The following is a 14,010-nucleotide window of genomic DNA, read 5'->3' as shown; positions in this document are numbered from 1 at the left end:
GTGGACCGTCGCAGGCTCATCCAAATTTGGACTATCGATGTGAGGGATCACCATGACCGTCGCCGTGGAAACCGGAACCTGGCAGCTCGACACGGGCGCCTCCACCGTCGGCCTGAAGCACCGGACGATGTGGGGCCTGGTCACCGTCAAGGGAGCCTTCGCCTCGGTCGTCGGCGCGGGCGAGGTCGGCCCCGACGGATCCGCCAGCGGCACCCTGAACCTGGACGTGACCTCCCTCGACACCAAGAACGCCAAGCGGGACGCACATCTGCGCAGCGCCGACTTCTTCGACGCCGAGAACCACCCCGAGATCACCTACGCGGTCCGCGCCGCCGAACTCCGCGACGGCGACACCGTCCACGTGTCCGGCCGGCTGACCGTCCGCGGCATCAGCCGCCCGCACACCCTCACCGCACAGGTGACGCAGGTGGACGGTGACGCGATCACGCTGGCCGCCGAATTCACCGTGGACCGCGAGGAGTTCGGCCTCGGATGGAACCAGATGGGCATGATGCGCGGCCTGACCACCGTCACGGCCACGCTCCGCTTCACCCGCACGGTCGCCTGACGGCGCGGCGACGGTCGCCTGACAGCACGGCACGTGACGGCATGGCCGGCGAGCCACCGGGATCCGGTGGCTCGCCGCTTCTGTCGGGGCGGTCGCCCGCCGGTGAAGAGGCTGACGGCGGCGAGCGTGCCCGCGCCACGGAGGGCCGGGTCCCTGGTCGCAGTCGGCGAAGCTGATGTCACCGCAGGTGATGAGTACCTTCGCGAGGCGGGCGAGAAGTCCCGTTCGGGGCGGGTGTGACGGTCGCGGTCCGTGTCGCTGTTGGGCCGAACGGGTGACTTGGCGTAAGAATTGGCCAGTGCAGGCATTGAGTGCGAGTCAATTCGGGGGGAGCCGGTGAACCGATACGACGTCACCGATGAACAGTGGGAGGGGCTCGCCCAGGTCGTTCCGTTGCGTGGTCGGGACGCCTGGCCGTCGGCGGTGGGCCATCGCGCGCTGCCCGACGCGGAGACGGAGACCCGTCGCCGCTTCGTCGTCATGCGGGTCAACATCTTCGCGGACGCCCGCGAGGTCGCCGAGACCCTGATGGCAGGCATCCCGGTCCTCCTCGACCTCACCGGCGCGGAGACCGAGGTCGCCAAGCGCGTCCTCGACTTCTCCACCGGCGTGGTCTTCGGCCTCGCGAGCGGAATGCACCGCGTGGACCGCAACGTCTTCCTGCTGACCCCGCCGGGCACCGAGGTGAGCGGGATCATGGCAGGGGCGGGGGTCTGACGGGGACTCGGGCCTGACGGACGCGGCCGGGTTTCGAGCCCGGAAGGGGTGAAGGCGGGCCGCGTCCGTCCCGGGCGGGGTGAAGGCGGGTCGCGCATCCGTCCCGGGCGGTGTGAAGGCGGCCGTGTCCGTCCCGGACGGTGTGAAGGTGAGCCGCGTCCTTCCCGGACGGGGTGAAGGTGGCCGTATTCGTCCCGGCGTCGCCCGATCGTAGGAAGCCGGGCGGGCGGAACGGTTCGGCAGTCGCCCGGAGTCCTACGGTCCGGATATGTCCGTGCCGCCCCCGTCGCCCGCCTCCTCGGCAGCCCGCGCCGCGTCCCCCGACCCGACGCCGTCCATGGCACCCGCCCGGGTGCCCGCCCAGGCGTCACCGTCGGCCGCCCCGCCCGACCCGGCCCCCGAGCAGCACCTCCGCCCCTGCCTCACCGAACTGCGGCTCTCCGCCTTCGCCGGGCACCGTCGGGCGGCGTTCCCGCTCGGCACGGTGACCTTGTTCGCCGGGCGGAGCGGGAGTGGCAAGACCACCGCCCTGCGGGCCTACGAGGCGCTCGCCCGGCTCGGCGGTGGCGCACCGCTCGGTGAGGTGTTCCCCGACCCCGTCGCCTGTGTGCCGGAGCGGGCCCGCCCCGACGCCCAGCGGCGCCGCGGCTTCCGCATCGGCTGTACGGCCGACGGACCCGAGGGGCCGGTCCGGCTCGACGTCGCCGTACAGGCCGAACCCGAGCTGCGCGTCGTGGGGGAGCGGCTGAGCGCGGGCGGCGTCGTCCTGCTGGAGACCGCCCTGCGCGACCCGGGGCGGCGTACGGTGCAGGCCGCCTGGCACACCGCCGGATCCGCGCCCGTCACCCGCGCCCCGCTCCCCGACGACCGGCTCGGCACCGCACTGCTGCCGCTGCGCGTGGCCGGCAAGACCGACGGACAGCGCCGGGTGCTCGCCGCCGCCGAACAGATGGTGGTGGCCCTGCGCTCCGTCTTCGCCTGCGACCCCCAGCCCGACTGGATGGGCGCCCCGGTGCCCACCGGCACCGGACGGCTGCTCGGCGGCTGCGACAACCTCGCCGACGTACTCTGGCGCACCCGCGAGGAGTGCGTACGGCGGCACGCACAGCTCGTGGGCGCACTCGCCGCCGGCTGCTCCCGGCCCGTCACGGACCTGCTCGCCGTGCCGCTCGGCGACGGAACGGTCCGCGCCCTCCTCGACCGCGGCGACGGCACCCGCACGGAACTGGCCCGGCTCGGCTACGGCGAACTGCGCTACGTCGCCCTCGCGCTGGTCCTGCTCACCGGCCCCGGCGTCCTCGACCTGGACACGGCCGGCGAGGTGCCGTCCGCGATGCAGACGCTCACCCTCCTCGCCGACAACCTCGACCGGGGCCTCGACGTCCGCCAGCACGCCGAACTGCTGCGGCTGGCCGTGCGGATGGCCGAGCGCGGACACATCCGCTGCACCGGCGCGGTCGGCGACGCCTCCTGGGCCGCCCGGACCCGCGGCGTGACGGTGGTACACCTGGATCCGTGACAGAACACCTCGACGTGGCGAAACTCCAGCGCCGGCTGGCCGAGTTCGCGGCCGCGCGCAACTGGCAGCCGTACCACACCCCCAAGAACCTCGCCGCCGCGCTCAGCGTGGAGGCCTCCGAGCTGGTCGAGATCTTCCAGTGGCTGACGCCGGAGGAATCGGCGCGCGTCATGGACGACCCGGAGAGCGCGCACCGGGTGAGCGACGAGGTCGCCGACGTCCTCGCCTATCTGCTGCAACTGTGCGAGGTCCTCGGCGTGGATCCGCTGGCGGCCCTGGACGCGAAGATCGACCGCAACGAGCGGAGGTTCCCGGCCCCGTAGACCACCACCGGTTCGGCGGGCGCAGGCTACGAGTTCGGCGGGCGCCGGGGGAGTGATGCGATCCGTTTTCACTCTCCGGAGTCGTTCATCGGTCCGAAACCGATTTGTTGTCCACAGATTTCCGTCTTCCTCTGGCTTTTCGTCCCACACGCCCTCACTCTGGGTAGTGGATGCTCCCTGTGTGTGCCAGGGGGCTCGGGCGGACGTGCGAGAGCACGCCGGGACAGACGGGGGCGGCGCATGGATGCGGTGCGGCTCATCCTGACGAGCAGGCGCGCGCTGGCGGACAGCGGCGAAGGACGGACGATCCTCGCGGAGGTGTGGCAGGCGCAGGCCCTGGCGCAGGCGATAGGCAGCCGGCTCGCCGTCTCGGGCCCGCCCGAACTGCGCGGCGAGGCCCTGGGCCTGACCGAGCTGGCCGGCCGGGGCTGCGGGGTGCTGGACGCGCCGGATCTCGATCCCGGGGATCTGCGCGCCGCCCAGCTCACCGCCCTCGACGACGCCCGCCGGGCCCTGCTCGACCTGGGCGTCCTGCTCGCCGAGGTCGGCATCGCCCTCGTGGGAGTGGCGAGCGCCGCGGCCGACGAGGGGACGTACTGGCAGTGCATGGAGGCCATCGACGCGGCGGACGAGTCCCGGGACCGCGTCCTGGAGATGCTGCGCAAGCTGGCGGTCCGGGAGGAACGGGAGAGGGTGCTGCCGGAGCGGTAAGTGCGCGGTGCGTGGGCGGTGCGTGGGCAGCGAGGTGGCGTCGGGGCGGCGCCAGGGGCCGCGGAGTCCGGCGTGGTGGGGCTCAGCCCACGTCACCCTCGGCGGCCCGCGGCCGCTTCGCGCTTCCCGCCGACTGGAGATCCGCGTCCAGCGCGGTGAGGTCCGCGTTCAGCGCCGCCATCAGCTCCTCCATCTGCTGGAGGAGCCCCTTCGGCAGTGCCGGCGCGGGGCTCCCGCCCTGTGGTGGCACGGTCTCTTCGGACATGACGGCCTCCTCGGACCGGGCCCCTGACGAGGCCTCTGCGGGTGACGTCCCGGCGCTGGCCGGCCGGGGTCGGGTGCCGGGTGGTCCGGCTCCGTCCCGGCCAACGATCACCGCAGGGGCGGGTCACTGGGGCGGGCGGCTCCCCGCGCCCGGCGAGGACCTTTTTCACCCGACCGGGGCCACACCCGGCCCGGGGGACCGGTGCCGTTGGCGGGGAGGCCGGCGTGCAGGATGGGGGCATGGACCTCCGTATCTTCACCGAGCCCCAGCAGGGTGCCGACTACGAGACCCTCCTCACCGTGGCGAAGGCCACCGAAGACCTGGGCTTCGACGCCTTCTTCCGCTCGGACCATTACCTCAGGATGGGCTCCGCCGACGGCCTCCCCGGTCCGACCGACGCCTGGATCACCCTCGCCGGCCTCGCCCGCGAGACCAGCCGGATCCGTCTCGGCACCCTGATGACCGCCGGCACCTTCCGGCTGCCCGGCGTCCTCGCCATCCAGGTCGCGCAGGTGGACCAGATGTCCGGCGGCCGCGTCGAACTCGGCCTGGGCGCGGGCTGGTTCGAGGAAGAGCACACGGCCTACGGCATCCCGTTCCCGAAGGAGAAGTTCGGCCGCCTCGAGGAGCAGCTGGCGATCGTCACCGGCCTGTGGGGCACGGAGGTCGGCAAGACGTTCGACTTCGAGGGCGCGCACTACCGGCTCAAGGACTCGCCCGCGCTGCCCAAGCCCGCGCAGGAGAAGATCCCCGTACTGATCGGCGGCCACGGCGCGAGCCGCACGCCCAGGCTCGCCGCCCGCTACGCCGACGAGTTCAACATGCCCTTCTCCTCCGTCGAGGACACCGCCGCCCAGTTCGGCCGGGTCCGCGCCGCCGCACAGGAGGCCGGCCGCGCGGCCGACGCCCTCACCTACTCCAACGCCCTCGTCGTCTGCGTCGGCAAGGACGACCGGGAGGTCGCCCGCCGCGCCGCCGCGATCGGCCGCGAGGTCGACGAACTCAAGACCAACGGTCTCGCCGGCACCCCGGCCGAGGTCGTCGAGAAGATCGGCCGCTACGCCGAGATCGGCTCCACCCGCTTCTACCTCCAGATGCTCGACCTGAGCGATCTGGACCACCTGGAACTGATCGCCGGCCAGGTGCAGGCGCAGCTGTCGTAGCCACGACGGGCCTGCCGCCTGCCTTGACAGGTGGCCGGCCCCCGTCCTCGCCTGCCGCCTGCCTCGACAGACGGCCGGCCCCGTCCTCGCCTCGCGCCGTCCCAGTTCCCCGGCCCCACCCTCGCCCGCAGCCCTGCCGCCGCGCGGCCGTCCCTACCCGCCCCGTGCCCCGCCTTCCCCCGCGCCCGATGCCCGCAGTTCGTCGGCGGCCTCCCGTACGGCCGGCAGCAGGGCGGCCACCGGTGGGCTGTTCAGGGTGCCCTCCCGTACGACGAGGGTGATGTGGCGGACGGGGCCGATGCCCTTCAGGGGGATGCGGGCGACGGGGTGTCCCGGACGGTCGGGTACCAGGTCGGGGGCGAGCGCGACGCCCCAGCCCAGGGAGACCAGCCCGAACACGGCCTGCATGTCGCCGATGTCGGACACGACGTCGGGGACGAAACCGGCGTCGGCGCACAGGTGCAGGGCCAGCCGCCCGAGCCGGGACGTCCGGTCCAGCAGCCACGGTTCCTCCGCGAAATCGGCGAGGTCCCGTGGACCGTCACCCCGGGCCAGGTGATGGCCGGGCGGGACCGCGAGGCGGATCCGGTCGCTGACCAGTTCCTCCTCGTACAGCCCTGGCACCCGCGCCTCGGGGACCTGCGGGTATCCGGCGGCCAGCACCGCGTCCAGCCGGCCGAGGCGTACCGTCTGCCGGCCCTCGTCGGGAGCCACGCCGTGCAGGGTGATCCGCAGCTCCGGATGACGCCCCCGCAGCCGGGTCAGCGCCGGCACCAGCAGCGCCGGACCCTCGTGCAACGGCACCCCGACCCGCAGCTCGCCGACCACCCTGCCGTCCCGCCCGAGCAACTGCGCCTGAGCCGCTTCGAGTTCGGCGAGAACCCGTTCGGTGTGCGTCACCAACAACCGTCCCGCGGCCGTGAGTTCGGCCCGCTTGCTGCCCCGGTCGAGGAGTGCCACGCCCGTCTCGGCCTCCAGTGCGGACAACTGCTGGGAGACCGCGGAACGCGTGTAGTTGAGCGCCTGCGCGGCCGCGGCGATCGACCCCCGCGCCCCCACCTCGCGCAGCAGCACCAGCTTCCGTACGTCCAGCACCGTCACTCCCGCTGACGCGTCCGGTCACGAAGTATCACGCCAGATTACGGGACAGCGTCCCGGGCGGCGCCTTCAATGGAGATCACGGCTGACGCTCTCCGCGGCCCGACATGCCGATCAGGACAAGGACTTCCGCATGCCCACCCTCCTTCACCTCGACTCCAGCCCTCGACGCGGCTCGGTCTCCCGCCGGATCTCCGGCGAGTTCGCGGACGCCTGGCGCAAGGCCCACCCCGACGGCACCCATGTCCACCGCGACCTGGCCGCCGACCCGGTTCCGCACGTCGACCACGCCCAGATCGAGGTGATGCACCGCCTGGAGACGGAAGGCGTGCGCGACCTCGCGGTGGCCCGCGACGCGGGCAGGTCGGCCGAGGAGAAGGCGAGTTGGGCGGTGACCTGGCCCCTGATCGAGGAACTCCTCGCGGCCGACACGATCCTGCTCGGCGTGCCGATGTACAACTTCTCCGTGCCGTCCACGTTCAAGGCGTGGTTCGACCGTGTCCTGATCGCCCCCCTGATCGTCGACCCGGCCACCGGCGAGGGACCCCTGTCCGGGAAGAAGGTCGTGGTGGCCTCCGCCCGAGGCGGCGCCTACGGTCCGGGCACACCCCGCCAGGACTCCGACCATCAGGAGCCGTATCTGAAGTCGGCCCTCGCCATGGTCGGTCTCGCCGCCGACCTGACCTTCCTGCACGCGGAGCTGACCAAGTCGGCGCACGTGCCCCGGCTCGCCCAGTTCAAGGAGCTGGCCGCCACGTCGTACGAGACGGCGCTCGACGGCGCCCGTACACAGGGCGGAGCCTGACCGCCGCCGGCCGTGACGGACCGCGGGTGTCAGGCCCCGTCCTCGAACGGCAGCAGGACACACCGCAACGTACGCGTCAGCCAGGCCACGAGCCGCTCCGGTGCCATCTCGGCCACGGGGCCGCTGCGCAGCACATACCGGCTGAAGGCGACCCCGATGAGATGCGAGGCGAGCAGATCGATGCGCTCGTCCGCGTCGGGCCCGGTCAGCACGGTCCGGTAGGCCTGCGTGCTGCTGCGCCGCATCGCCGCGTAGAGCGCGGTGGCGGCCCGCTCGTCGGAGGCGGCACTGCGGATCAGCGCGAGGAACGGGTCGTTGCCGTCGGCGCGTTCCATGCGCTCGACGAAGGCCCGCGCGATCCGGTCCGGCAGGGTCTCGGCCGGGCCGGGCACCAGCTCGGGCAGGTCGCGGGGTCCGGGCACGGCCGCGAGAAACAGCTGCTCCTTGGACCCGAAGTGCCGCATGACCAGGCCGTGGGTGACCCCGGCCCGGCCCGCGATCTCCCGGATGGTGGCCCGGGCGTAGCCCCGTTCGGCGAACGTGGCCCGCGCCGCCTCCAGGATCGCCGCCCGGTGCGCCTCGGGGGCCCGCACGCGCTTCCTGGCCAGGGTCGGGACGTCGGCGGCTTCCTTGCTCACGCGGCCAATGTACAGCGGCTTAATGTCCATCTGGTCATCAGTGCGGACGGTGGCTAACCTCCTCGAAATGACCAGTAGTTCATCACCTGTCGAGGAACCGCTCGACGAACCCTTCCTCCTGGGACGCACCGTTCTCGTCGTCGGCGCGAGCGGGGGCATAGGGGAGGGGATCACCCGCGCACTGCTGGAACTGGGCGCCACCGTGGTCGCGGCCGGCCGCAGCGAGGCCCGGCTGAACCGCCTCGCCGACTACACGGCCGGCACCGGCCCGGGGGATCTGCGTCCGCACGCCATCGACCTCTCCGACCCGGACAGCGCGGCCGTGCGCACCCGACTCGCGGACCGGCACGGGAAGTTCGACGGAGCCGTACTTTCCATCGGCAACTGGGGCCCGCCGGACCCGACGTCTTTGCTGGACGTGTCCGACGAGGTCTGGGACGCCATGATCGCCGACAATCTCACCAGCCACTTCCGGGCGCTGAGGGTCGTCACCCCGCTGCTCCCCGCGGACGGCGCCCTCGTCCATCTCACCGGCCTCAGCGCGGAGATCGCGTTCCCGGGCGCCGCCCTCGTCGGCGCCACCAACGCGGCCAAGAAGTCCCTGCTGCGCACCCTGACCGCCGAACTCGACGGCGCGGGCCCGCGGATCTACGAACTCGTCATCGGCCGCATCCGCACCCGCCCCCGCGCGGCCATCGGCGTGGACAGTCCGGCCTGGCTGAGCGGAGCGGATCTCGGCCGCCATGCCGGCGCACTGATCGCGCACCGCGGCCCCTGGACCACCGAGCCCCTCCAGTACCTGCTGGACCGGGCCTCGGGCGTGCTCACCACGCTTCCGCAGTAGACGGTGTCCGGAGCTGTGACGCGGCTGTGACCGGAGGTGTGGCTTCCGTCACGGTCAGGCCCCTGCGTCCCTGATGAGGTGGCCGGATGCGCAGACCCACGCTCGTCCTTCCGGCGCTGGCCGTCGTCCTGCTGCTCGCCACGGCCTGCGGAACGGAGAGCCCCGAAGCCCGGACCGGCGTCGGCGCGGCCACCCCGGCGCCCCGGACCCAGGTCACCGATCCGCCGGTGGACGGGGTCCGGATCACCGCCCTGACCCTCCCCACCACCTCCTCGACCCCGAGCCCGTCCGCCGACGGACGGGTCCACGCCGACCCCCTCCCCACCGGCCCCGGGGGCTCCGCCGACTCCGGGGGCTCCGCCGACTCCGGGATCTCCGCCGCGTACGAGGTCACCAACGAGGGCACGGAGACCCTCACCTACACCGTTCTCTTCAGCTTCACGACGAGCGCCGGCGAGGTCATGGGCAACCAGCGCGAGACCGTGCCCGCGGTGGGGCCCGGCCGGACGGTACGGGGGACCGTGGTGCTCGGGAGCCTGCCGCCCGGTGCGTCCCCGGTGACGGCGGCGAAGGTCTCCGAGGTCACCAAGGTCCCGGCGGACGAGGCGCCGTCCGCGTCGGGCGGGTGCCCGGACTCCGGGATCCGGGTCACGGCCGACGACGGCGACGCGGCCATGGGCCTGCGGGTCGTGGGCCTGCGCCTGGAGAACTGCGGAGACGAGGACTACACCCTCGACGGCTATCCCCAGGTCACCCTGCTGGACGAGGACCGCGAGCCGGTCGAGGGCGTCGACGTCGTCCGGGGCGGCGGCGGAATCGCCACCGTGACCGGCTTCGACGACGCGCCGCGGACCGTCACCCTGAAGCCCGGCGAGCACGCGACCGCCGGCCTGATGTGGCGCAACACCACCGGCCTCGGCAGCGATCCCGTCACCGCTCCCTACGCCCGGATCCTGGCGAAGCCGGGCGCCGCCCCGGTCGTGGTGACACCTCACTTCGACCTGGGGACCACCGGGAAGCTGGGGGTCGGCGCGTGGAAACGGGGAGAGTGAGCCGTACCCGAAAATTCCCGGGTGCCCGCGGACCGTTCTCTGTACGTTGGAGAGAGGCGACCAGCGCACGACCAGCGCTTTCGCACCTTCCGAAACCCTTTCGAGGCACCCACCGTGTTCCTGACGATCACCACCACCGGTACTCCAGAACGCCCCGCCACCGACCTGGGCTTCCTGCTGCACAAGCATCCCGACCACGCGCAGGCGTTCTCCACCTCCTACGGCAAGGCGCACGTCCTCTATCCCGAGGCGGACGATCTGCGCTGCACGGCAGCGCTGCTGCTGGAAGTGGATGCCGTGGCGCTCGTCAGGCGCGGCAAGGGCAAGGGCCGCGGCGGCGCCCCCGACGCGGCGCTCGCCCAGTACGTCAACGACCGCCCGTACGCGGCCTCCTCCCTGCTCGCCGTGGCCCTGAGCGCGGTCTTCTCCAGCGCGATGCGCGGGGTGTGCACCGCCAGGCCCGAACTCCCGGCGCAGGCGCGGCCGTTGCGTATCGAGGTACCGGCGCTGCCCGCGCGGGGAGGCCCCGGACTCGTCCGCCGGCTCTTCGAGCCGCTCGGCTGGACGGTGGGTGTCGACCCGGTGGCCCTCGACACCGAGTTCCCGGAGTGGGGCGACTCGCGGTACGTGCGTCTCGTCCTGGAGTCCGAGCGACTGACCGTGGCCGAGGCGCTGCGGCACCTGTACGTGCTGCTGCCCGTCCTCGACGACGCCAAGCACTACTGGGTCGCCTCCGACGAGGTCGACAAGCTGCTGCGCGTCGGCGAGGGCTGGCTGGCCGAACACCCCGAGCAGAAGCTGATCACCAGCCGCTACCTGTCCCGCCGCTGGTCGCTGACCCGGCAGGCCATGGAACGGCTGGAGCTGGTACGGCTCGCCGAGACCGACGACAGCGAGGTCGAGGCCATCGACAACGCCGTCGAGGCGGAGGCGGAGACCGAGGAGAAGCCCACCCCGCTCGCCGTGCAGCGCCGCGAGGCGATCCTGGAGGCGCTGCGCGACCGCGGTGCCGCCCGCGTGCTCGACCTCGGCTGCGGGCAGGGCCAGCTGGTGCAGGCGCTGCTCAAGGACGTCCGGTTCACCGAGATCGTCGGCGTCGACGTGTCGATGCGCGCGCTCACCATCGCCTCCCGGCGGCTGAAGCTGGACCGGATGGGCGAGCGGCAGGCCTCCCGCGTCCGGATCCTCCAGGGCTCGCTCGCCTACACCGACACCCGGCTCAAGGGCTACGACGCCGCCGTCCTGAGCGAGGTGATCGAGCACCTCGACCTGCCGCGGCTGCCCGCCCTGGAGTACGCGGTCTTCGGCTCCGCCCGCCCGCGCACGGTCCTGGTGACCACCCCGAACGTCGAGTACAACGTCCGCTGGGAGAGCCTCCCGGCCGGACACGTCCGGCACGGCGACCACCGCTTCGAGTGGACGCGCGCGGAGTTCCGCGCCTGGGCGGACACGGTGGCCGAACGGCACGGCTACACCGTCGAGTTCATCCCCGTCGGCCTCGACGACCCGGAGGTCGGCCCGCCCACCCAGATGGCCGCATTCACCCTGAAGGCCACGAACGAGAAGGAGGCGAAAGCGGCATGACAGAGACTCAGGAATCCCGACGGCAGGGGCGCGTCCTGCCCGTCACGGACCTCTCCCTCGTCGTGCTGATCGGCGCGTCCGGCTCCGGCAAGTCCACCTTCGCGCGACGGCACTTCAAGCCCACCGAGGTCATCTCCTCCGACTTCTGCCGCGGCCTCGTCTCCGACGACGAGAACGACCAGAGCGCCACCAGGGACGCCTTCGACGTCCTGCACTACATCGCGGGCAAGCGCCTCGCGGCCGGCCGCCGCACCGTGGTCGACGCCACCAGCGTCCAGCAGGACGCCCGCCGGCACCTCGTCGACCTGGCCAAACAGTACGACGTGCTGCCCATCGCCATCGTCCTCGACGTGCCGGAGGAGGTGTGCGCCGAGCGCAACGCGGCCCGCACCGACCGCGCCGACATGCCCCGCCGGGTCATCCAGCGCCACATCCGCGAACTCCGCCGCTCCCTGCGTCAGCTGGAGCGCGAGGGATTCCGCAAGGTGCACATCCTGCGGGGTGTGGAGGACGTCGAGAACGCCACCGTCTCCACCGAGAAGCGTTTCAACGACCTGACGCACCTCACCGGCCCCTTCGACATCATCGGCGACATCCACGGCTGCGCCACCGAACTGGAGTCGCTGCTCGGCAAGCTGGGCTACGCCGACGGCGTCCACCCGGACGGCCGACAGGCCGTCTTCGTCGGCGACCTCGTCGACCGCGGCCCGGACAGCCCGGGCGTGCTGCGCCGCGTGATGTCGATGGTCAGGTCCGGCAACGCGCTGTGCGTGCCCGGCAACCACGAGAACAAGTACGGCCGGCACCTGAAGGGCCGCAAGGTCCAGCACACCCACGGGCTCGCCGAGACCATCGAGCAGATGGCCGACGAGACCGAGGAGTTCCGTGCCGAGGTACGGGATTTCATCGACGGACTGGTCAGCCACTACGTCCTCGACGGCGGCCGGCTGGTCGTCTGCCACGCCGGCCTGCCGGAGAAGTACCACGGCCGCACCTCCGGCCGCGTCCGCTCGCACGCGCTCTACGGCGAGACCACCGGCGAGACCGACGAGTTCGGCCTGCCGGTGCGCTACCCGTGGGCGGAGGACTACCGCGGCCGGGCGGCCGTCGTCTACGGCCACACGCCCGTCCCGGAGGCCACCTGGCTGAACAACACCATCTGCCTGGACACCGGCGTCGTGTTCGGCGGGAAGCTGACCGCGCTGCGCTGGCCGGAACGCGAGCTGGTCGACGTACCGGCGGAGCGGGTCTGGTACGAGCCGGCGAAGCCGCTGCGCGCCGAGGCTCCCGGCGGGCACGACGGGCGGCCGCTGGACCTGGCGGACGTCCACGGCCGCCGGATCGTCGAAACCCGCTACGACGGCCAACGCCGGATCTCGATCCGTGAGGAGAACGCCGCCGCGGCCCTGGAGGTCATGAGCCGCTTCGCCGTCGATCCGCGCCTGCTGCCGTACCTTCCGCCGACCATGGCCCCGACGGCGACCAGCCGCGTCGAGGGCTACCTGGAGCATCCGGCGGAGGCGTTCGCGCAGTACGCCGAGGACGGTGTCGCGCGGGTCGTGTGCGAGGAGAAGCACATGGGCTCGCGGGCGGTGGCCCTGGTCTGCCGGGACGCGGAGACAGCCCGTTAGCGCTTCGGCGTGGACGGCTCGACGGGTTCGCTCTACACCCGCACGGGCCGCCCGTTCTTCGACGACGAGGCGGTCACCGAGGAGATCCTCGGACGGCTGTGCGTCGCCGTCGGCGAGGCCGGACTGTGGGACGAACTCGACACGGACTGGCTGCTGTTGGACGCCGAACTGATGCCGTGGTCGCTGAAGGCCTCCGGGCTGCTGCGCGCGCAGTACGCCGCCGTGGGCGCCGCGTCCGGCGCGGTCCTCCCGGGCGCCCTGGCCGCGCTGGAGGGTGCGGCCGCCAGGGGGGTCGACGTCACGGACCTGCTCGCCCGTCAGCGCGAACGGGCTTCGGACGCGGCCGCGTTCACCGACGCCTACCGCCGCTACTGCTGGCCGACGGACGGCCTGGACGGCGTACGCCTGGCCCCGTTCCAGATCCTCGCCGTCCAGGGCCGCAGCCTCGCGGGCCTGCCGCACGACGAGCAACTGGCGCTGCTGGACCGGCTGGTGGAGCACGACACCACCGGCCTGCTCCGGACGACCCGGCGGCTGTACGTCGACACGGCCGACCCCGAGTCGGTCCGGGCCGGCGTCGACTGGTGGCTGGAGATGACCGGCCGCGGCGGCGAGGGCATGGTGGTCAAACCGCTCGGCGCCCTCGTGCGCGGCGCGGAGGGCCGCCTGGTGCAGCCCGGCATCAAGTGCCGGGGCCGCGAGTACCTGCGGATCATCTACGGCCCGGAGTACACCCGCCCCGACAACCTCGCCCGTCTGCGCGGCCGCTTCCTGAACCACAAGCGCTCGCTGGCGCTCCGCGAGTACGTCCTCGGCCTGGAGGGCCTCGCCCGCCTCGCCGAGGGCGAGCCGCTGTGGCGCGTCCACGAGGCGGTGTTCGGGGTGCTGGCACTGGAGTCGGAGCCGGTGGACCCGCGGCTGTGACCGGGTGACTCCGGGAACGTGACGGGTGCGCCGGTGAGCGCACCCGTCACGCGTTCCGCCACCGTTTCAGCGCGTAGGCACCGAGCTGCCGGGTGAACTGGCTGCGGTTGCCGACTCGCCCTGGATCGGGTGGAGTTGGCGTGCTACGTTCACTGGTCAGACAGGTGT

General features: G+C 72.7%; 13 protein-coding genes and 1 pseudogene. 11 read left to right on the top strand and 3 right to left on the bottom strand.

Annotated features, from left to right (window positions below):
- The first annotated feature begins 52 nt into the window (after window positions 1-52).
- The 5 genes from IE275_RS29290 (at window position 53) to IE275_RS29270 (ending at window position 3,838) form a co-directional block, all read left to right on the top strand.
- Entirely contained in the window at window positions 53-568 is a 516-nt protein-coding gene (locus tag IE275_RS29290; RefSeq protein ID WP_189714595.1) for a YceI family protein, read from the top strand.
- 336 nt (window positions 569-904) lie between these two features.
- Window positions 905-1,285, top strand: coding sequence for a cell division protein SepF (locus tag IE275_RS29285; protein WP_189714593.1), 381 nt, complete (start codon window positions 905-907; stop codon window positions 1,283-1,285).
- Between the two features lie 268 nt (window positions 1,286-1,553).
- Window positions 1,554-2,804 carry a P-loop NTPase family protein gene (locus IE275_RS29280; RefSeq protein WP_189714591.1) on the top strand — a complete coding sequence of 417 codons (1,251 nt, stop codon included), beginning with the start codon at window positions 1,554-1,556 and terminating at the stop codon, window positions 2,802-2,804.
- Window positions 2,801-3,127, top strand: a complete 327-nt coding sequence (locus IE275_RS29275; protein WP_189714589.1) for a nucleotide pyrophosphohydrolase — start codon at window positions 2,801-2,803, stop codon at window positions 3,125-3,127. The genes IE275_RS29280 and IE275_RS29275 overlap by 4 nt, the downstream gene beginning before the upstream one ends.
- 240 nt (window positions 3,128-3,367) lie before the next feature.
- Window positions 3,368-3,838, top strand: coding sequence for a DUF6099 family protein (locus IE275_RS29270; protein WP_189714587.1), 471 nt, complete (start codon window positions 3,368-3,370; stop codon window positions 3,836-3,838).
- A gap of 82 nt (window positions 3,839-3,920) precedes the next feature.
- Here IE275_RS29270 and IE275_RS29265 read toward each other — a convergent pair whose 3' ends face one another.
- Window positions 3,921-4,103, bottom strand: a complete 183-nt coding sequence (locus IE275_RS29265) for a hypothetical protein (RefSeq protein WP_189714585.1) — start codon at window positions 4,101-4,103, stop codon at window positions 3,921-3,923.
- A gap of 239 nt (window positions 4,104-4,342) precedes the next feature.
- On the opposite strand from IE275_RS29265, the gene IE275_RS29260 reads away from it, so the two are divergent.
- A complete protein-coding gene (locus tag IE275_RS29260; protein ID WP_189714583.1) occupies window positions 4,343-5,266 on the top strand; it encodes an LLM class F420-dependent oxidoreductase in 924 nt (307 codons plus the stop codon).
- A 153-nt stretch (window positions 5,267-5,419) separates the two neighbouring features.
- Here the strand turns inward: IE275_RS29260 and IE275_RS29255 are convergent, their stop codons facing one another.
- Entirely contained in the window at window positions 5,420-6,361 is a 942-nt protein-coding gene (locus IE275_RS29255) for a LysR family transcriptional regulator (protein WP_189714581.1), read from the bottom strand.
- A gap of 136 nt (window positions 6,362-6,497) precedes the next feature.
- Here IE275_RS29255 and IE275_RS29250 point away from each other — a divergent pair, with 136 nt between their 5' ends.
- Window positions 6,498-7,169 (top strand): FMN-dependent NADH-azoreductase, encoded by a 672-nt coding sequence (locus IE275_RS29250; RefSeq protein ID WP_189714579.1) that lies wholly within the window; start codon window positions 6,498-6,500, stop codon window positions 7,167-7,169.
- Between the two features lie 29 nt (window positions 7,170-7,198).
- On the opposite strand, the gene IE275_RS29245 is transcribed toward IE275_RS29250, so the two are convergent.
- Complete coding sequence (locus IE275_RS29245) at window positions 7,199-7,807, bottom strand: TetR/AcrR family transcriptional regulator (protein ID WP_229870687.1); 609 nt, start codon at window positions 7,805-7,807, stop codon at window positions 7,199-7,201.
- 67 nt (window positions 7,808-7,874) lie between these two features.
- On the opposite strand from IE275_RS29245, the gene IE275_RS29240 reads away from it, so the two are divergent.
- The 4 genes and pseudogenes from IE275_RS29240 (at window position 7,875) to IE275_RS29225 (ending at window position 13,842) form a co-directional block, all read left to right on the top strand.
- Entirely contained in the window at window positions 7,875-8,651 is a 777-nt protein-coding gene (locus IE275_RS29240; RefSeq protein ID WP_189714575.1) for an SDR family NAD(P)-dependent oxidoreductase, read from the top strand.
- Window positions 8,652-8,737: 86 nt separating this feature from the next.
- Entirely contained in the window at window positions 8,738-9,703 is a 966-nt protein-coding gene (locus IE275_RS29235) for a DUF4232 domain-containing protein (protein WP_189714573.1), read from the top strand.
- A gap of 114 nt (window positions 9,704-9,817) precedes the next feature.
- A complete protein-coding gene (locus IE275_RS29230; RefSeq protein ID WP_189714571.1) occupies window positions 9,818-11,287 on the top strand; it encodes a 3' terminal RNA ribose 2'-O-methyltransferase Hen1 in 1,470 nt (489 codons plus the stop codon).
- Window positions 11,284-13,842 (top strand): annotated as a pseudogene (locus IE275_RS29225) (polynucleotide kinase-phosphatase). The gene IE275_RS29230 and the pseudogene IE275_RS29225 overlap by 4 nt, the downstream one beginning before the upstream one ends.
- Window positions 13,843-14,010: the final 168 nt, after the last annotated feature.

It is taken from the genome of Streptomyces phaeofaciens, from assembly GCF_014648915.1.
Classification (GTDB): Bacteria; Actinomycetota; Actinomycetes; order Streptomycetales; family Streptomycetaceae; genus Streptomyces; species Streptomyces phaeofaciens.
The sequence above is the reverse complement of the archived record's forward strand: the minus strand, read 5'-3'. Positions and strand labels throughout refer to the sequence as shown.

What these genes read in the sequence shown, in the direction of transcription:
- IE275_RS29270 (WP_189714587.1), top strand. Translation starts at nt 3,368, where the DNA reads ATGGATGCGGTGCGGCTCATCCTGACGAGCAGGCGCGCGCTGGCGGAC.
- IE275_RS29265 (WP_189714585.1), bottom strand. Translation starts at nt 4,103, where the DNA reads ATGTCCGAAGAGACCGTGCCACCACAGGGCGGGAGCCCCGCGCCGGCA.
- IE275_RS29235 (WP_189714573.1), top strand. Translation starts at nt 8,738, where the DNA reads ATGCGCAGACCCACGCTCGTCCTTCCGGCGCTGGCCGTCGTCCTGCTG.
- IE275_RS29290 (WP_189714595.1), top strand. Translation starts at nt 53, where the DNA reads ATGACCGTCGCCGTGGAAACCGGAACCTGGCAGCTCGACACGGGCGCC.
- IE275_RS29240 (WP_189714575.1), top strand. Translation starts at nt 7,875, where the DNA reads ATGACCAGTAGTTCATCACCTGTCGAGGAACCGCTCGACGAACCCTTC.
- IE275_RS29280 (WP_189714591.1), top strand. Translation starts at nt 1,554, where the DNA reads ATGTCCGTGCCGCCCCCGTCGCCCGCCTCCTCGGCAGCCCGCGCCGCG.
- IE275_RS29250 (WP_189714579.1), top strand. Translation starts at nt 6,498, where the DNA reads ATGCCCACCCTCCTTCACCTCGACTCCAGCCCTCGACGCGGCTCGGTC.
- IE275_RS29260 (WP_189714583.1), top strand. Translation starts at nt 4,343, where the DNA reads ATGGACCTCCGTATCTTCACCGAGCCCCAGCAGGGTGCCGACTACGAG.